Here is a 19,232-nt window from a genome sequence, read left to right on the forward strand (position 1 = left end):
TGTGACTCTAAAAGTCTAGTAGGTTGCGTTCTTTTTCGTTGATGGTTGGTTCTGTTGTTGTTAGTGGTTTTGACATTGGCATAGGTTGAGCTGGTGGGGTGTTATATGTGTTTGATTCAGCCAATCGTTCTTGTGGTTGTTGCTCTTTCGTTGGCGTTGTGCCTTTTAATAGTTGACAGTACGCTTCAATCACTGCCGTCGTTTCTCTTATCGTTGTTTGATCTCCGTCTTGAAGCCCTTTTCTAAGCTTCGCCACTTGTGTGTCTATATGGTCGCAAATTTGGTTTGCCGGAATGTTCATTTGGATTCCTCACTTTCCTAGAGATGAAGACCAAAAGGCAAATTCGCCCTTTTGGATCTTCATCTATTTTAGCATATTGGGCTCGTCAACAAAAAGGAGGAACTAAGCAAGGCCAGTGAAAAAGGTAAAAAGCGTACCTTTTGAAGATCTAAGGAAAACAATTGATCTAAAGGCAGGGCGCTCAGGTAGTTTCAGGAAGGCCATGGCTCCATTCGCCGTGCGCTTTTTGAGAAAATCACTCAAAAAGCTTAACAGAATACGGCGATTCCACACATGGCTTCAAGGCCAGTGAAAAAGGTAAAAAGCGTACCTTTTTCACTGGCCTTTTTCTTTTGGTTTCCTGGATGAGAAGATTGCTTTCACACCGGCTATATTCACACCTTGGTTAATCAAGGTTTTGATTTCGATAAATCGTTCGATGTCTTCTAATGAAAACATTCGCTGATTTCCTTCATTTCTAGTAGGTTTAATAAGTCCTTGTTCTTCATAATAACGAATTTGTCGGGCAGACAAATCCGTCATCTCCATAACTACACGTATGGGGAAATATGCTTGCCTTCTAGGAATATCTGACTTCATTACTCCCCTCCTCCTTCGCTATTACTCTTTCACTTTGTTAATTTTCCTTTGGCCAAATACGAGTAAACATCCCTCAGAGTTTCAAAGCCTTGTTCCTTCGCAAGTCGAATGTTTTTTTGCCACAACTGTGCTGTAACAAGAGCATCTTCTAATGCATGATGCCGTGTGCGCACAGGAATTTCATGATAAGCACAACATTCATCTAATGTAATTAAATTACTTTCTGGAGTTACAATTTTCGTTAAAAAGGATGTATCAATAATACGGTGCTGAAAGGTTGATCGTAAGGTTTGCCATGTCGCATGAGACATAAAGCGCTTTTCATGTGATGCGTGGTGTGCTACTAATGTCGAGTGCCCAATAAACTCATAAAAATCAGAAAGCACATCAACTAAAGGCGGGGAATCGTTCAACTCTTCTATCTTCAAACCCGTTAGTTCTAAAATTTCAGGAGACAAAGGGGATGAACATTTCACAGTTGAATAAAACACATCATGTGTAAAAATCGTCTCCCCCTTCATTTTCACGGCCCCAACAGACAGAATTTTGTCACCTTTATCAGGGAAAAATCCACTGGTCTCCAAATCAAAAATGATGAACATAAGCTCAGAAAGTGGGTGGTCGAGAACATCCTCTTGCTTTAATTGACGCTGAATATGACGTAATTGCGACATTCTCGCTGCATCAGACTGCTGCTGAAGTGACGTATAGACGTTTGGACTTATTCGATTCGACAGTTGTTTAACTAGTTGCATCATGTTATTAATCATAGTCACTCACCCTTTTAACAGCCTCTCTATATTCTGATACAACCTATGCCCTTCCCTTATCCACCTTTTTAATTGCTTCCTTTCCAATTTCGTTAAACGTTCAAAGGACAAATAATGAATGTTTTCATAACTAGAAATTGATTTTTGCCAGATGATTCGTTTCTCGAGCAGTTCTTCAAATGAGTTTTGCAACAATTTTACATTGTCGTACTTACTTGGCAATTGTTGAAATCGCTCAACCGTTGAGGTTACATAGATTTCTTCTTTTAGAGCAAGTAGCCTCAACCCGTTTACATAGGGAAAAAGGACGATCTGTTTAAAATCAAACTTTCCTTTATGACTACCTTTTGTCTCTACAAGCAATTGATTAAACGGGCCAATCCCTCTTTTTAATCTTCCTGTATTCTCCGTAAATCGTTTTAGTAAGTGTGGTTGAGCGCGAACTTGTTGAAAGAGCATTCGTTTCAAGTCAAGAAGCAGTTCATGTTTGCCGTAAATAGAGCGAGAGTCAAAAAACGTTAACGTGTAACGGAGAGTTTCCCATTTATCTTCCTCCATCCATGTTTTCAATTGCTCCTTCCACCTCTCGTAGGAACAACACCATTTCGGACTAGAAGCCATTACATTACCATCACAACGCTCGTAGCCCACCTTTTCAAGAGCGTAGACAATATCCTTTCCTAGTTTAAGAAAGTACGTCCGATCCCCTTCATCATCACTATCATATATGAGGCCATGATCTTGATCACTCCAAAACGATTGCTCGAGCCTCCCAGCACTACCCATTAAAAAGAAAGTAAAGTGAGCGGGCGGTTGGCCCCACTCACTTTCTGCCTTTTTCAGAGCGAGACAAAGCGCTTTATTCATAATCTGTTCATGACTATTTTGAAGAGAGGCTGAAGTATGCTCCTGATTATGAATGGTCTGAATACGTTCATCATACAACTTCTGAAGTTGTTCCTCCCATTCACGTTCACTTAAGAAAGAATAACTCTTTGCCCCTGTCATCCTTATGCACCTGTTTTTTCGTTGCCAGGCATGCTTTCAGGATATCCATAGCTACCATGCTCACTCAGGTCAAGACCAACAATTTCTTCTTCCTCAGATACACGTAAGCCTCCACACACTGCTTTCGTTACAAGTAATAAGATGTACGAAGCGATAAAAGCGAACGCCCCACAAGCAACAACACTTAATACTTGAACACCAAGTTGACCAAGTCCACCACCGTAGAATAACCCAGCACTTCCTCCGTTCATTGCTGCAAGCTCAGGAGTTGCGAAGAAACCAGTTGATACCGTTCCCCACACACCAGCAACACCGTGAACAGAAAGTGCAAATATCGGATCATCTATACGAGCTTTATCAAAGAATTTCATTGAGAAGAATACGATCAAACCACCGACAATACCGATAACGACTGCTGCCCATGGAGCAACGAATGCACATGATGCTGTGATGGCTACTAGACCTGCTAAAGCACCATTTAACATAGTTGGTACATCAGATTTCCCTGTCATTGCCCAAGCAATAAATAAGGCTGCTACTGCACCAGCTGCTGCTGCCAGCTGCGTGTTTAATGCAACATATCCAAAGAATGCATCTGCTACTTCTAACGTACTACCTGCGTTAAATCCGAACCAACCTACCCAAAGAATCAAAACCCCTAAAGCTGTGTAAACTTGGTTGTGTCCAGCTAACTCATTTGCAGAACCATCTTTATTGAATTTCCCAAGACGAGGCTTTAATAAAATTGTAGCTGCTAAAGCTGCCATTGCCCCTGTTAAGTGAACTACTGTAGAACCTGCGAAATCTTGCTTTCCTAATTCAGCTAACCATCCGTCGCCCCAAATCCAGTGTGCAACGATTGGATAAACAAAAGCTGAAAATAGTACTGCGAATACGATGTACGCTGATAATTTAGCACGTTCTGCAAATCCACCAAAAGCGATTGTTAATGCGATTGCTGCAAACATTACTTGGAAGAAGAAATCAACCGACCCAACTAACCCTGCTTCAGCTGTTGAAAAATCTCCAAAGAAGAAATCGGACATTCCGATAAAGGCATTCCCTTCACCGTAAGCAAACCCCCACCCTACTGCCCAATAGACAAGTGAAGCGATCCCGACTGTAAAGATTGTTTTTCCGGCAATGTGGCCAGCGTTTTTCATACGCGTTGAACCTGCCTCTAAAAGGATAAACCCACCTTGCATGAAAAGAACTAAGACTGCGCAAATCATAACCCATAAATTATCCATAAGTGCTAATTCAGTCATTTCTTCTGCCCCCTTTAAAATGTATACACGTTAGCGTTAAAGAAGCTAACATCTTTTGTTAGTTCTTATTATACGGACTAAATATTCTGAATCTACTATATTGTCAGATATCCTTACATACTTTCTAACCAGGGCGTTCGTCATGAAAAGGCTTACTCCCTTGCCATTTCTAGCATTTTTTAGATAATTAAGACACAAGAAAAACCCCACTTATTTTTACTGTGTAGGGTTCACATAAATACAGATCTGACACAAAAGACCTTAGTCACTTATCTCCCATTTAATCACTGACTCGCCACGATCTGCTAATATTTGATTGATTCTTGAAAACGGGCAGCTACCAAAAAAACCTCTTCTTGCTGAAAACGGGCTAGGATGTGCCGATTCAATCACAGCATGGTGCTGATTTGTAATCAAGTCACGTTTCGACTGTGCATGCTTGCCCCATAAAACAAAAACAACTGGCTTTCTGCGATTATTTAATGCTTTAATGACGGAGTCGGTAAATAACTCCCATCCTTGACCTTTATGAGAAGCAGCCTCCCCTTTTCGTACGGTCAACACTGTATTTAAAAGCAAGACTCCTTCTAAAGCCCAAGCCTCAAGATTTCCATGACTTGGCATCGCACAACCAAGATCTTCTTGCAGTTCCTTATAAATGTTTTTTAAAGAGGGAGGAACCTTCGCATCTTTTTTTACCGAAAAACTTAACCCATGCGCTTGATTTTCACCATGATATGGATCTTGACCTAAAATAACGACCTTTGTTTCATGATAGGGCGTATAATGAAATGCATTAAATAGATCATTTCGGTTCGGGTAGACAATCTCATTTTCATATTCTGATTGCAAAAAGGCCTCAAGCTTTTGGTAATACTCTTTATGAAACTCTTCTCCTATGATATCTTGCCAATCATTTGTTATCACTTTCATTTTTATACCACCTTTGTGCCCTTTAGTTTAGCACAAAGTGAAAAAGTCTACAGCAAGATTACCAGTTCGAGAAAATTCCTTTCACCATTCGAGCAACAAGCCTTGGTGCATATAATAAAATTTCAATAAAAAAGCCAATGACATCAGGTATCCACAAATATTTGTCATCATTTCTTTTTCTTTTCTTAGCCATTTTGTAGTGGTCCCTTCTCTCTTTTATTATAGTAAAACAAAATTATTGATATTTTTTGGATTCATTGCTTAATAGATGTTTGCTCTGGCTAGAGGTCGGATTTATTTTACTTTAAGATGGTAGGTTCGCTCTCTTTAATATCTCTTTGGTGATGCCTCTCTGTTTTCTCTGTCTTCACGGTTCCAGTCGTCCTCTCTGATACCCTCGTTTCTCGCCTTCTCTATTTTCAGGGTTCCAGTCGTCCTCTCTGATACCCTCGTTTCTTTCCTTGTCTATTTTCAGGGTTCCAGTCTCTCTCTTTTGAATCCCTCGTTTCCCTCCGTCCCCGTTTGCAAGGCTTCATCCACCCTCACAGAAAAAAGAGAGATCACTCTCTCCTGTAAAGCGTCTTTCCGTGTGTGTTCAGCGCTTGTTCTAATGATGCTGCTGTCAGTTCTTCCGTAGAGTGAAGATGAAAATGCGCTCTTGTTAAAGATGGCTCCTCCCCAACCCCGACAGAAAACATGTCAGTTTTCAAAATTCCTGTTAATCCTGCCTCAGCATCTTCTATTGCGACACAGGCGCTCGGTTCGACTTCAAGCATCTCTGCTGCTTTTAAGAAGATTTCTGGGTCTGGTTTGCCTCGTGTCAAAGTTGTGACATCGACAACTCCTTCAAAAGAATCAATTAACTCTAGTTGTTTTAATACGCGACTAGCATTTTGACTTGCAGATGCAACAACCATCGGCGTGCCTATTTGCTTTAATTCGTTAATAAATGAGCGAATACCTGGCTGGCTATCCTCTCTTGTCAATTCACTAAGTAACTTTATGTAGTGGGCATTTTTGTCTTCACAAATCTTTTCAAATTCCTCAGATGTTACTTCGGTTTCTGACCGATCAACAATTGCTTGAACCGTTACACGTCGGCTTAAGCCTTGCAGCTGTTGGTTCCACTCTGTACTGAAGCTGACACCAAGTTCGCTTGCAACTTTCTTATTGACAATATAATGCAAATGAACTGTATTTGAAATAATGCCATCCATGTCAAAAATCACTGCTTTTATTTGTTTCATTATGGCTCCTCCTTTTTATTTAGGAAACCGAAGAAGTTTCCATAGGCTTTTACAGATCAGTTGTGTAAAATATAGTTACATCATTGAGAGAGAGGAAGTTTAAACTATGCAACAAAAAGAGCATCAGATTGGTGTAATAGCTGCAATTTGTGCTTATCTTATATGGGGAGTCCTTCCCCTGTATTGGAAATTATTAGATTCCGTCTCAGCATTTGAGGTCCTTGCGCATCGAGTTGTTTGGTCATTGGCTTTTATGATACTCATTTTAGCGGTTACGAGACAACTACGTTCAAGCTGGAGGGAAATCATTTCGATTTTTACACAGTTACGATCAGCAATCGCTATTATTTTAGCATCTATTTTTATTACGGTTAATTGGTTTGTTTTTATTTGGGCTGTAACGAATGATCGAATTATCGAAGCAAGTTTAGGTTATTACATAAACCCGCTTATTAATGTTCTTTTGGCGTTCGTCTTTCTGAAAGAGCGTTTTACCCGTTGGCAAGCCATTTCGCTTGTACTCGCCTTTACCGGCGTAGCCATTATGACCCTTTATTATGGTGTAATGCCGTGGGCAGCCCTTCTTTTAGCACTGTCCTTTGGATTATATGGATTGATTAAGAAGTTAGCAAATGTAGGCGCGATGACTGGACTAACAGTTGAGACGTTGTTAATGACTCCGTTTGCTCTTTTGTTTCTTTTTTGGTTTTACACCCAGCCTGGGTATGACGCAGGATTCACTTCTCTGCTTTCAAGCACAACTTGGTTACTAATCGGTGCTGGTGTTGCAACAGCGATACCGTTGTTATTATTCGCTGTTGGGGCTAGAAGAATCTCACTTTCTCTGATTGGCTTCCTCCAGTATATCGGCCCGACGCTTATGCTATTTCTAGGAATCTTTTTATTCGAAGAGCCCTTTTCATTAGCACAATTTATCGCGTTTCTATTTATTTGGATCGGGTTGTTTATTTTCACAACTTCCAAGACAAATCTCTTCAAAAAAAACACCGAAAAATTGGTGTCCGTATCGAAGGTATAGTAGTTTTGGGCCAATTCTATAAGAGAATTGGCTCTTTTTCATTTTGCCGTTACATTTACATTCAGCATCAAAAAGCAGTTGAGAAATAATTCTCAACTGCTTTCTTTCTAGTAGATTAAAATTTGTTTTGATAAGCTGCAACTTCCCAGTTTGTAACAGCAATTCGGAAGTCATCACACTCAGCACGTTTTAATGCGACATACTCATTAAAAGCATGATCTCCAAATGTTTGTTTACCAATTTCACCAGCTTCAAAGCGCTCAATCGCAGCTTCTAGACTTGTAGGAAGGTTCTCAATTCCACGAGCTTCTAGTTCTTCTTTGCTCATTTCAAAAATATCAGCATTTGTAGCTGGAGAAACTGATAATTCACGATCGACTCCATTTAAACCAGCCGCAGCAATGATGGCAAATGCAAAGTAAGGATTCGCAGATGGATCTGGACAACGGATTTCAACACGAGTTCCCGCGCCACGAGTTGCCGGGATACGGATTAATGCAGAACGATTTGACGCAGACCATGCGATGTAACAAGGCGCTTCATATCCTGGTACTAAACGCTTGTAAGAGTTTACTAGAGGATTAGTTACCGCGACGAAATCTTTAACGTTTTCCATTAGACCTGCAATGAACTGATACGCTTTTTCAGATAAACCTAGATCATTTGACTCATCATAGAAAGCATTTTCTTGTTTCTCATCATCAAATAATGAGATGTTAACGTGCATGCCACTTCCATTTTCGCCAGCAAGAGGTTTAGGCATGAACGTCGCATGATAACCAAATTGTTGAGCAACTGTTTTAACAACCCACTTGTACGTTGTTGCAGCATCTGCAGAACCTAATGCATCTGCATATTTGAAGTTAATCTCATGCTGACCGATCGCAACTTCATGGTGAGATGCTTCAATTGTAAAGTTCATCATTTTCAATGCTTTATAGATTTCAAGACGAACCTTCTCACCAAGGTCTTTTGGAGATGGCTCAAAGTATCCACCTTTATCTTGTGTATCTAAAGTCGGTTTTCCATCCTCATCCGTTTTAAATAGAAAGAATTCAAGCTCTGGGCCTACACTGATAGAATACCCTTGATCTTTCGCGCGCTTAACTGTTTTTTTCAAAACGTTACGAGGGTCTCCATCAAAGTCAGACCCATCAGCTTTTTTTACACTACATAAGAAACGAGCTTCTGAATAGCCTTCTTGTTCCGTCCAAGGTAGTACAGCAAATGTAGATAAATCTGGATCTAAGTAAAGGTCTGATTCATTAATTGGAGTGAACCCAGTAATAGAAGAACCGTCGAACATTACCTTTCCATCTAACACTTGATCTATTTGTTCAGCAGTAACCGTAACATGCTTTAGTGAGCCTTCAATGTCGACAAATTGTACGTGAAGAAGTTCTACATTCTTTTTCTCAATCGTTTCCTTAATCGTCGCAACTAAACTTTCCCTTGTCGGTGTAGATATTGCCATTTCTAAACACTTCCTTTTCATGTAATGATATGTGACATCAACTTGTTATGTTTACTTTAGAATGTTACGAACATTTTCGCAATTACTATGTAAGATAATCTAACAAAGAATCTAAAGTACCATTTTTCGTTGAGTTGTCTTTGTTTGCATCATAACAGGAATGAAAAGGTTTTCACTTATTTGAAATTTTATTAAATGGTTAAAATAAAAAGTTGACTCTTGTGAGTCAACTTTTTATTTTAATTATGCGTTTTTCGTTCTGCGTTGGCCGCCAGTGTTACTGCGTCCACCTTGTCTACGAGATGAACGATCATCTTTGCCACGGTATTGACCTTGGCCTTTACGACGGTCATCACGACGTTTGCGATATGGCTTCCCAGCGCCACTACCACCACCATCACGACGCTTTTTGGCACGTAATGGTGCTTCACCCGTAAGGCGAATTGGCGTTGTGTCAGGCTCTTTTGTTAACAGCTTTAACGCTGCTGCAAGGGCCGTTGTTGCATCTGTTTCTTGAAGTAGATCCTTTGCAGCTTTTCGATAGTTATCTGCATCACCACTAGCTACAAGTGAGCGCAATTGTTCAATTGCTAATTCTTGCTGACCTTTAATTGCCTCTTCAAATGTCGGCTTAGCGACTTTTGTCATCTTCTTCTTCGAAACTTTTTCGATTGTTTTAACGTGGTCCATTTCACGTGGTGTAGCAAATGTCATAGCTAAGCCTGATTTTCCAGCACGCCCTGTACGCCCGATACGGTGAACGTAGCTTTCAGGATCTTGTGGAAGGTCAAAGTTGTAGACATGTGTTACGCCACTAATATCTAATCCACGAGCTGCAACATCAGTTGCAACAAGAACGTCGATTAAACCACCTTTAAACTTGCGCAGCACGCTATCGCGCTTCGCTTGGTTCAAATCACCATGGATTCCTTCAGCACGGTAACCACGTTTGATAAGTGCTTCTGAAAGCTCATCAACACGTCTTTTCGTACGGCCGAAAACAATCGCAAGCTCTGGAGTATGAATATCCATGAAACGGCTTAATGCATCGAATTTTTCTTTCTCATGAACTTCGACATATTGTTGTTCAATATTCTCCATCGTTACTTCTTTTGCTTTAACAGCAATTAATTCCGGATTGGACATAAATTGTTGCGCAAGCTTTTCGATACGCTTTGGCATTGTTGCTGAGAACAATAGCGTTTGGCGCTCAGTTGGTACTTCTTTTAAGATCGTTTCGATGTCTTCGATGAAGCCCATGTTAAGCATTTCATCTGCTTCATCAAGGACAACTGTTTCCACTTCGTTAAGACGAATTGTTTTTCGTCTCATATGATCCATTAAGCGACCAGGTGTAGCCACAACAACGTGAGGCTTGCGTTTTAAATCAGTGATTTGCTTACGCATGTCCTGGCCACCATACACGACAACCGTACGAACGCCTTTATGCTTACCAAATTTAACGAGTGACTCTGCGACTTGATTCGCAAGCTCTCGTGTAGGGGCAAGGATAAGTGCTTGAACATGTGGCTCTTCTACATTAATACGGTTAATAAGCGGTACACCAAAAGCACCTGTTTTACCTGTACCCGTTTGCGCTTGTCCGATAATGTCTTTCCCCTCTAATGCTGTGGGGATTGTTGCTGTTTGTATAGGTGTTGCTTCTTCAAATCCCATTTCTGTTACTGCTCGAACCACTTTCTGATCCAAGTTAAAGTCATAAAAAGTTGCCAAATATATAATCTCCTTTATCGGTGAATTCACCATGTTTCTAAATAGAAAACATCTCTAATACTATCATGTCCAGCACCACAGCACAATATGTATTTTTTTTAAGAGGGGTCAGACACCTCTTTATTACTGTAAATAGTTAAAGAAGTGTCTGACCCCGTTACCCTACACGGTATAGTCTGGCTTCATATGGTTGTAGCGCTTTCTTTGATCTTCCTCTCCCTCCACTCACGAGCAACAACTCTGCTTTTTTGGCATCATGTAAAAGGGGCAAATCAAAGTATGTTTTCTCAGCAAAGAGATTCACAATCACTACATATTGCTCATTGTCTAAAGTCCGTGTATACGCATAAATCTGTTTGTGATCTTCAAGCTCCAACTGATAGGTCCCATAAATTAGGGCTTCATGGGATTTCCTTAGTGTAATCATGTTCTTATAGTGGGTTAAAATGGAGTCTTTTTCTTTTCGCTGCTTCTCAACATTAATCTTTTTGTAGTTTGGATTAACGTGTAACCATGTCTTCTTGGCAGTAGAAAAACCAGCTTGCTTCTTACGATTCCACTGCATCGGTGTACGCGAATTATCACGTCCTTGCTCCCAAACGACCTTCATCACGTCATCATGATTTTTTCCAGAACGCGTTTCGAATTTATAAAAATTTTTCATCCTCACATCATCGTAATCATCAATTGAGGGAAACTTCACATTCGTCATCCCAATCTCTTGCCCTTGGTAAATAAAAGGCGTTCCTTGCATAAAAAAGTACATAGTTGCAAGGGCCTTCGCACTTTCTTTCCAATACCTTTTATCATTGCCCCAAGTTGAAACACTTCTTGGCTGGTCGTGGTTTTCCAAAAAGAGCGCATTCCAACCACGACCTTCTAAGCCTGTTTGCCATTTTGTTAGCGTCGTTTTAAGTGCTGGTAAATCGAGCTTTCCCCCTGTTTCCTTCCCCCATAAATCCAGATGCTCAAATTGAAAAATCATATCGAAAGCGCCACGCTCTTCACCTACCCATAAATCTGCTTGCTCAACACTAACCCCGTTTGCCTCACCAACCGTCATGACATCATATTTGTCAAATGTTTCACGTTTCATTTCTTGCAAGTATTCATGAATCCCTTCACGGTTCATATGACCTTCAAACGAAGGAACAAAGTCTAACTCATCAGGGTTAGGCAAGTCAGGCAGCCCGTCAATTTTTTTAATATGAGAGATCGCATCCACTCGAAACCCGTCAATTCCTCTGTCCATCCACCAGTTCATCATCGAGTACAGCGTATGGCGTACATCGCTATTTTCCCAATTCAAATCCGGTTGTTTTATCGAAAAAAGATGCATGTAGTATTGACCTGTATTTTCATCGAATTCCCATGCCGGTCCACTAAAAATCGACTCCCAATTATTAGGTTCACTCCCATCCGGTTTCGGATCACGCCAAATATACCAATCTCGCTTTGGGTTCTCTTTTAATGTACGCGACTCGACAAACCAAGGGTGTTCATCTGATGTATGGTTGATGACTAAATCAATAATCAACTTCATCCCACGACGATGAACCTCTTTTAGCAGCTCATCAAAGTCTTCCATCGTGCCAAACTCCTCCATAATATCTTGGTAATCACTTATGTCATAACCATTGTCATCATTCGGAGATCGGTACATCGGGCTGATCCAAATGACATCAATTCCAAGCTCCTGGATGTAATCCAACTTCTGAATGACTCCTTGAAGATCACCAATTCCATCACCATTTGAATCCATAAAACTGCGCGGATAAACTTGATATGCTACTGCTTCCTTCCACCAATACCTCTTCATATGATCCCCCCCATTTTAGTTGTGTTCTGACATTTGATGAGATTCATATACCGTCAAGTGAGAATCTACATTGGCTAGCGCAGCACCCATCATTACACCTGCGACCACATCATCTGAAATCGCTCTGTATTTTGCTAAGCCCCCTCGTAACAACGGCTGAAACAATGCCATTGCCCACTCGCCCATTTTTTCACCAAAACGAAACTCATTACGCTCACCTACTAACAAAGACGGACGAAAAATATGTATATGTTCATAATTTAGTTTCATGACTGCTTTTTCCATTTCCCCTTTTACCCGACTGTAAAAAAAGCGTGAGTTTACATCTGCACCAATCGCTGAAACAACTAAAAACTGTTTAGCCCCTTTTTTTAAGGCTTCTTCGGCTATTTTCACTGGGTATTCGAGATCAACTTTTTGAAAAGCTTCTTTTGTTTTCGCCTTTTTGATCGTCGTCCCTAAGCAACAAAAGACATCATCGACAACTGGATAATCATCTAAATTGAGTGAATCAAACGCTCCAATTCGAGTAAACATTTTTGGGTTTTTGATATCAATCTCTCTGCGAGCGAAAACATATATTTTCTCATATTCATTTTGGTCCAATAACCTTTTAACAAGCGCACGGCCTACTAACCCGGTAGCCCCCACAACAAGTGCTGTTTTCTCTTTCATGAAATTCACTCCTTTTTTAAATCTTTTTATAAGCTTTAAACAATAGATTTTCTCAACAACGAAACGATCAGCCGTTCCAATTCTAAAAGAGTAGGCACTCGTACATGAAAAACCCTCCACTGGTTATATTATGAAAAGAAATCCATATCGGAGGGATACATATGTCAGATGAATTCACATTAACAAATTCTACCATGCCAGAAAAACCTGAGCCGTACTGGCGTAATTCGCTGCATCTACCTGCTTTTCCTGCGCTTAATGAAGATATTGAGACCGATATTGCTATTGTTGGTGGTGGCATATCTGGGATTACAACTGCCTATCTCCTTGCAAAAGAAGGGAAAAAGGTTGCTTTACTTGAAGCAGATGTTTTATTAAACGGGACGACTGGTCATACAACTGCCAAAATCACTGCTCAACATGGCGCCATTTATAACGAATTTATTTCCCACTTGGGAGAGGAAAAGGCAAGGCTTTACTATGAGGCTGCGACAGATGCCCTCCATTTCATTGAAAACCTTGTAAAAGAAGAGCAAATTGACTGTGACTTCTCCAATGAAGATGCCTACTTGTACACTACTACGAATCGTGGTGTGAAAAAGCTCCAAACAGAACATGAAGCCTATCAAACGCTAGGAATTGATGGTGGACTTGTTGATTCAATTCCATTGAAACAACCCGTCAAGTCAGCACTAGTCATGAAAAACCAAGCCCAGTTCCATCCACTTAAGTATCTTTCTTTTCTGGTCAATAAAATCAAAGAGTACGGTGGGAAAATTTATGAAAATACCGTTGCTGTTGATATTAAAGATCGTCCAAAACCAACGATCATGACGAGACAAGGCCCGAAAGTAACAGCGAACCAAGTCGTCGTTGCTTCCCACTTTCCTTTTTATGATGGTGGTGGCCTTTATTTTTCAAGAATGTATGTGGAGCGTTCCTATGTGATAGCTGCAAAAGTTAAACAAGAGGAATGCCCTGATGGAATGTATTTAAATGTTGACTCTCCTTCACGCTCCCTTCGTTATACGATGCAAGACGGTGAAAAGCTCGCCATTATCGGTGGAGAAGAACATAAAACAGGACAAGGGATTGATACGCAATATCATTATGAAGCACTTGAACAATTTGGAATGGAACTGTTTTCAGATTTTGACATTCAACACCGTTGGTCAGCTCAAGATATAATCACACTTGATAAAGTTCCTTATATCGGAAAAATTTCTAGACTACATCCGAACGTATTTGTTGCAACTGGATATCGTAAATGGGGAATGACAAACGGAACGATGGCGGGTCTATTGTTAAGCGATTTAATTACCAATCGTGAAAATCGTTATGAAGTGCTGTACCGTCCATCTAGATTTCTTGCAGACCCAAGCGTGAAAAAGTTTATTACTCATAATGCAGATGTAGCAAAACAATTGCTGCAAGGCAAGTTCGATAAAAATGAATTACATCCAGATGATGTAAAACGTGACGAATCTGCGATTATGACCGTCAATGGAAAACGCGCTGGTGCTTATCGTGATAAAGATGGACACCTCCACGTTGTCGATACAACGTGTACACATATGGGTTGTGAAGTTCATTGGAATCATGGCGATCGTACATGGGATTGCCCATGCCACGGGTCAAGGTTTTCCTACGAAGGCGAAGTCGTTGAAGGCCCAGCCAAAAAACCACTAACCAAACTTGATAAATAGGGGTCAGACACCTCTTCACCACACTATCGTGTGAAAGAGGTGTCTGACCCCCGTCTGTTTATTTTTTCAGTTTTGCCAGGGCATCGGCTAGGGCTGTATTCGCAAATCCTTCATCTTTGTTTTGCTGTTTCATATAATTTTGTACTTCTCGTTTTGACACTTTTTTATTTTGGTTCTTCTTTCTTCGTTCTTGGAACGTTGAAAGCTTCTCTTTATGCCCACATTTGCACACAAACGTTTGGCCCTCGCCTTCTCCCCAAAGCTCTAATTTCTTTTTACACTGAGGACAGCGTGCGTTCGTTGTTTTCGCAATGTTCTTTTTGTAACCACAGCTAGGGTCCTGACAAACGCGTCTTTTCCCGTGCTTCGATTTGACCTCAAGCAACATCTTCCCACATTCTGGACAAGGACTTCCTGTCACATTATCATGCTTAAATTTCTTCTCACTTTTCTTAATTGAGCTAACAATCTCAGTCGCATACTGTTTCATCTCTGTGACAAACATCGATTTCTTCAACTGGCCTTTGGCAATTTGCTCAAGCTTTTGTTCCCACTCTGCCGTTAACGCAGGTGATTTTAGATCAGCCGGAACGAGATCCAAGAGCTGTCGTCCCTTTCCTGTCACATGTAAATACTTTTCTCGTTTCTCTACTAAATGGGTATTTAAAAGCTTCTCAATAATATCAGCACGAGTTGCTACCGTTCCTATTCCACCTGTTTTTCCAAGTGTCTGAGCGAGCTCCTTGTTATTACTTTCTAAATAAGCACTTGGCTTCTCCATTGCTTGCAACAAAGTTCCTTCCGTTAGTCGAGGTGGTGGTTGCGTATGGCTTGCAGCAACTTTCACTTCTTTTACTGCTAATTCATCACCAACTGCTAGTTTCGGCAGGTCATTATCCTTTTCCTCATCATCTTGATAAGAGGAATCATCGCTATACACAACTTTCCACCCCAAGCTTGTCATCCTTTTTCCTTTTGCCGCAAACGTTTCACCCTCTGCAGTTGCTGTTACCGTCGTTTGCTCATATTGATACGCTGCAAAAAATGCTGCTAAAAACCTACGCACAATTAAGCGATATAGCTTATTTTCCTTCTCACTCAATGCATTCGGACTAGGAGATTGTTCAGTCGGAATAATCGCATGATGATCAGAAACGAGTTTATCATTAATAAACGGCAAGTTTTTATCAATTTTAACGCCTTTAAGCTGTGAAACAATTTTACGGAATGGTTGAACATCACAAGCTTTGACTCTCTCTTGCAACGTTTCTACCATGTCCGAAGATAAATATTTTGAATCTGTCCTGGGGTACGTGATCACCTTATGCTGTTCATACAATCGCTGGATCACTTGCAACGTCTCTTTCGCTGAATAACCAAAAATCTTATTCGCTTCCCGTTGCAATTCTGTTAAATCATACAAACCTGGAGCTGGTGTCTTTTTCTTCGCTATTTGAACATCTTTTACGTTAAGGGTACTTGATTTAACGCGTTGTTCAATCTCTTCTGCCTTTTTCTCTACAAAAATACGACGCTCATTCGTCTTTTGATCAACCCACTGAAACGATATTCCATTTTTTGTTTTAACTGTCACCTGTTTATATGGAACTGGTTTGAACGTTTGAATATCCTTTTCGCGCTTGGCAATCATCGCAAGTGTCGGCGTTTGCACCCGACCACATGAAAGTTGCGCATTAAATTTAGTTGTAAGCGCGCGTGTCCCATTGATGCCGACATACCAATCAGCCTCTGAACGAGCGACGGCCGAATGATACAGTCCTTCAAATTCTCTCGCATCTTTCAATTTTTTAAAGCCTTCTTTAATCGCCCGGTCGGTAACGGATGAAATCCATAAACGCTTTAAAGGCTTATTCACATGGGCCTTTTCAAGGATCCACCTTGCAACAAGTTCCCCTTCACGCCCCGCGTCGGTTGCAATAATGATTTCTTTAACATCCTTGCGCTTCAATTGTGTTTTTACAGCTTGAAACTGTTTATTCGTTTGTTTCATTACAACAAGCTGAAGACGATTTGGCAGCATTGGCAACTCTTCCAGCTTCCATGTTTTATAATTATCACCATAGCTTTCAGGATCTGCTAAAGTCACCAAATGCCCTAAAGCCCATGTTACGATGTATTGATCTCCTTCTATAAATCCGTTTCCTTTTCGTCCACAATTCAACACTCGCGCAATATCGCGTGCGACGGACGGTTTTTCTGCTAAAACAACTGACTTTTGCATCGAAACATCCTTTCCAATATCGGTTCTTTTATGATAGCATCCTCCACTAAAAAAAGATAATCAAGCCCCAAACACCACAAGCCCTAAACCTTACCTATCACTTACAAAACTTCTAGTTTCACACCACATGTTCCACGTGAAACATTCTTATGAATATTCTCATAAATTAGCAAACTAGCACCTATGTCACAAGCTTTAACCCAACAGAAGCTAAGACAATCAAACTCAAAAAGAAAACCCTCTTCCAATGCCTCGGTTCACCAAAAAACAACATCCCAACTAGAACGCCACCAGCAGCCCCAATTCCCGTCCATACAGCATAAGCAGTTGCCATCGGTAAAGCGCTCATCGCTAACGAGAGAAAGAAAAAGCTCAAACTAAATGCAGAAACCAATAATAGAAGCGACCCAGTTCCTCTCTTCCGGTTGTATTGCGTAATCATCGCAACACCAGCCATTTCAAATAATCCAGCCAACACAAGATAACCCCACTCCACTTCAAGCACGCTCCTTTGCTTTAACATCTTCCACCGTTGTCATTTTTAGGCCAACAACCCCTATTAACAATAAGGAGATTAACAATAAAACAGCCCCATTAACCGGCTCTTGAAAAACGAATATATCAACGAGCGCTGTTCCAGCCGTTCCTAACCCTACAAATACAGCGTAAGCCGTCCCAACTGGAAGCTGTCTCCCTGTCTTAATTAATAATGTAAAACTTACTGCGATTGCGACAATCGTTGCTAACCACTCAACACTAGTACTTGCATATTTAAGGCCAACGACCCACCCCACTTCAAAAAAGGCAGCAATCAAAAGCATCACCCATGCGATATTTTTTCCCATAATCTCTTCTTCCTTTCTTACAGTTTTGGTCTATAAAGCCTCTTCAATAGAAAAAAGCCCGAAACGTCGCTATCAATAGATAGTAACCTCCCGGGCTTTTCTCCCTCCGTGTACATAGATACTCTATGCGCCTTCTCTCGGACCAGACCGTTTTTAACGCGGAACCCTAGAAGGCCTTGTATTTTTTTCTTTATAACTATTTATTCTAAAATCTTATCCCAACTTTTTCACAAACACAACCTTTAAATAATCGCCTTCGCGAAAAGCCTTGTTTGTGCGAAAGTCTTCAGGAAGAGAGTACTCTTCCAAAATTTTGTAAGCTGTTTTTTCTCTTTTAAAAGCCTCTTTAATAAACATATGAAACTTTTCCATATTAAATGTACTACAATTTGTCGAAGCAACAATGACTCCATTTTTCTCGGTAATCGAGATCGCATCCTGTAGCAAGCTTGGATAATCTTTTGCAGCACTAAATGTGTGTTTCTTTGATCGAGCAAAGCTAGGAGGATCTAAAATGACAAGATCAAATGTCTTCTCTTTCTTCTTCGCAAACTTAAAATAATTGAAGACATCCATTACAACAATGTCCTGCGCCTCATAATCAATATCATTCACACTAAATTGCTCAATTGTTTTAGGGAGGCTGCGCTTTGCCAAATCAACACTCGTCGTTTTCGCAGCACCACCAAGAGCTGCTGCAACTGAAAATGCCCCTGTATAAGAGAATGTATTCAACACATGCTTCCCATCGGCATACTTCTCTCTTATTCGCTTCCGAACATCGCGTTGGTCAAGGAACACCCCAACCATCGGTCCATCATTCAAATAAATGGCAAAGGTCATACCGTTTTCTTTTACTAGTAACGGAAACTCGCCACGCTTGCCCATAACAAAGTCATCATCTTCTACGTATTGGCCTTTTCTTGCAAACCGTTTTTTTTCATAAACGCCAAGAGGCGAGGCTACTGCTTGCAAGGCTTCATAGATGTCAGATCGAAAATGATAGATTCCCTCACTATACCACGTGCACACATAGTAACCATCGTAATAATCAATGGTTAATCCACCAATTCCGTCCCCTTCTCCATTAAAAAGACGAAATGCAGTCGTCATCGTATCCTGAAAAAAATGCTTTCTCTTGTTCATTGCAGCTTGAATTCTGCCTGTAAAAAAAACGAGGTCAACTGGCTCTCCTTCATTTTTCGTTAACAACCAGCCTAACCCTTTGTTTTGTTTCCCGTAATACCCCCTACCGATGAACACACCCGATGATTCATCTACGAGACGAAGGATTGCTCCTTCCTCCTTTAGGCTGCTAGAGTTCACAATCGCATTTGGTTCGATTAATGGATAGCCCTTTTTCATCTTATCAGCTGATCGTCTCTTTACTTTAATTGTTATTTCACTCACACTAAACCATCCAATCTATCAGAAGCTACTCCACTTAAGCCTCTATATTGTTTTCTCACTCATTTTATACATATATCGGTTCCCTAATACAAGTATAATTTTCAATCATTAGCATCCCTATACAGATTCTCCTCGCAACCAAAAATGCCTGTCCTAAATTTTTTCAAATCCAATTGACATAA

At 40.6% G+C, this 19,232-nt stretch carries 17 protein-coding genes, 1 pseudogene and 1 riboswitch; of the genes and pseudogenes, 2 read left to right on the forward strand and 16 right to left on the reverse strand.

Going from position 1 to position 19,232, the window contains the following annotated elements:
• Positions 1-7: 7 nt before the first annotated feature.
• From AC1FXZ_RS15990 to pgmB, 8 genes and pseudogenes are all read right to left on the reverse strand, one after another.
• The gene (locus AC1FXZ_RS15990; RefSeq protein ID WP_480055435.1) at positions 8-301 is read right to left on the reverse strand and encodes a DUF5327 family protein; all 294 of its coding nucleotides are present in this window, start codon (positions 299-301) and stop codon (positions 8-10) included.
• Between the two features lie 336 nt (positions 302-637).
• Positions 638-880, reverse strand: a pseudogene (locus AC1FXZ_RS15995) (MerR family transcriptional regulator); the annotation flags it as partial.
• Between the two features lie 29 nt (positions 881-909).
• Positions 910-1,650 carry an exonuclease domain-containing protein gene (locus tag AC1FXZ_RS16000; RefSeq protein WP_480055437.1) on the reverse strand — a complete coding sequence of 247 codons (741 nt, stop codon included), beginning with the start codon at positions 1,648-1,650 and terminating at the stop codon, positions 910-912.
• A gap of 6 nt (positions 1,651-1,656) precedes the next feature.
• Entirely contained in the window at positions 1,657-2,658 is a 1,002-nt protein-coding gene (locus AC1FXZ_RS16005; protein ID WP_480055439.1) for a DUF294 nucleotidyltransferase-like domain-containing protein, read from the reverse strand.
• 2 nt (positions 2,659-2,660) lie between these two features.
• The gene (locus AC1FXZ_RS16010) at positions 2,661-3,926 is read right to left on the reverse strand and encodes an ammonium transporter (RefSeq protein ID WP_480055441.1); all 1,266 of its coding nucleotides are present in this window, start codon (positions 3,924-3,926) and stop codon (positions 2,661-2,663) included.
• 261 nt (positions 3,927-4,187) lie between these two features.
• Positions 4,188-4,859, reverse strand: a complete 672-nt coding sequence (locus AC1FXZ_RS16015) for a uracil-DNA glycosylase (RefSeq protein WP_480055443.1) — start codon at positions 4,857-4,859, stop codon at positions 4,188-4,190.
• A gap of 58 nt (positions 4,860-4,917) precedes the next feature.
• A complete protein-coding gene (locus AC1FXZ_RS16020) occupies positions 4,918-5,052 on the reverse strand; it encodes a hypothetical protein (RefSeq protein ID WP_480055445.1) in 135 nt (44 codons plus the stop codon).
• Between the two features lie 367 nt (positions 5,053-5,419).
• Positions 5,420-6,106, reverse strand: coding sequence for a beta-phosphoglucomutase (pgmB, locus tag AC1FXZ_RS16025; protein ID WP_480055447.1), 687 nt, complete (start codon positions 6,104-6,106; stop codon positions 5,420-5,422).
• A gap of 106 nt (positions 6,107-6,212) precedes the next feature.
• On the opposite strand from pgmB, the gene rarD reads away from it, so the two are divergent.
• The gene (gene rarD, locus AC1FXZ_RS16030; RefSeq protein WP_480055449.1) at positions 6,213-7,145 is read left to right on the forward strand and encodes an EamA family transporter RarD; all 933 of its coding nucleotides are present in this window, start codon (positions 6,213-6,215) and stop codon (positions 7,143-7,145) included.
• A 115-nt stretch (positions 7,146-7,260) separates the two neighbouring features.
• Here rarD and glnA read toward each other — a convergent pair whose 3' ends face one another.
• From glnA to AC1FXZ_RS16050, 4 genes are all read right to left on the reverse strand, one after another.
• Positions 7,261-8,619 carry a type I glutamate--ammonia ligase gene (glnA, locus tag AC1FXZ_RS16035; RefSeq protein WP_480055451.1) on the reverse strand — a complete coding sequence of 453 codons (1,359 nt, stop codon included), beginning with the start codon at positions 8,617-8,619 and terminating at the stop codon, positions 7,261-7,263.
• A gap of 243 nt (positions 8,620-8,862) precedes the next feature.
• Positions 8,863-10,353 carry a degradosome RNA helicase CshA gene (gene cshA, locus AC1FXZ_RS16040; protein WP_480055453.1) on the reverse strand — a complete coding sequence of 497 codons (1,491 nt, stop codon included), beginning with the start codon at positions 10,351-10,353 and terminating at the stop codon, positions 8,863-8,865.
• Positions 10,354-10,510: 157 nt separating this feature from the next.
• On the reverse strand, positions 10,511-12,172 hold the full coding sequence (locus AC1FXZ_RS16045) for a glycoside hydrolase family 13 protein (protein WP_480055455.1): 1,662 nt from the start codon (positions 12,170-12,172) through the stop codon (positions 10,511-10,513).
• Between the two features lie 15 nt (positions 12,173-12,187).
• A complete protein-coding gene (locus AC1FXZ_RS16050) occupies positions 12,188-12,847 on the reverse strand; it encodes an oxidoreductase (protein WP_480055457.1) in 660 nt (219 codons plus the stop codon).
• A 161-nt stretch (positions 12,848-13,008) separates the two neighbouring features.
• Between AC1FXZ_RS16050 and AC1FXZ_RS16055 the strand changes: the two genes are divergently transcribed.
• Positions 13,009-14,553, forward strand: coding sequence for an FAD-dependent oxidoreductase (locus AC1FXZ_RS16055; protein ID WP_480055459.1), 1,545 nt, complete (start codon positions 13,009-13,011; stop codon positions 14,551-14,553).
• 58 nt (positions 14,554-14,611) lie between these two features.
• Here AC1FXZ_RS16055 and AC1FXZ_RS16060 read toward each other — a convergent pair whose 3' ends face one another.
• The 4 genes from AC1FXZ_RS16060 to AC1FXZ_RS16075 form a co-directional block, all read right to left on the reverse strand.
• Positions 14,612-16,795: a DNA topoisomerase III gene (locus AC1FXZ_RS16060; RefSeq protein WP_480055461.1), complete on the reverse strand. Its 2,184-nt coding sequence runs from the start codon at positions 16,793-16,795 to the stop codon at positions 14,612-14,614.
• A gap of 181 nt (positions 16,796-16,976) precedes the next feature.
• The gene (locus AC1FXZ_RS16065) at positions 16,977-17,291 is read right to left on the reverse strand and encodes a DMT family transporter (RefSeq protein WP_480055463.1); all 315 of its coding nucleotides are present in this window, start codon (positions 17,289-17,291) and stop codon (positions 16,977-16,979) included.
• Position 17,292: 1 nt separating this feature from the next.
• Positions 17,293-17,640 (reverse strand): DMT family transporter, encoded by a 348-nt coding sequence (locus tag AC1FXZ_RS16070; protein ID WP_480055465.1) that lies wholly within the window; start codon positions 17,638-17,640, stop codon positions 17,293-17,295.
• Positions 17,641-17,725: 85 nt separating this feature from the next.
• Positions 17,726-17,821, reverse strand: a riboswitch (guanidine-I (ykkC/yxkD leader).
• 32 nt (positions 17,822-17,853) lie between these two features.
• Positions 17,854-19,050, reverse strand: coding sequence for a class I SAM-dependent rRNA methyltransferase (locus AC1FXZ_RS16075; RefSeq protein ID WP_480055467.1), 1,197 nt, complete (start codon positions 19,048-19,050; stop codon positions 17,854-17,856).
• Positions 19,051-19,232: the final 182 nt, after the last annotated feature.

This window comes from Halalkalibacter sp. HAAS-P014 (genome assembly GCF_056619965.1).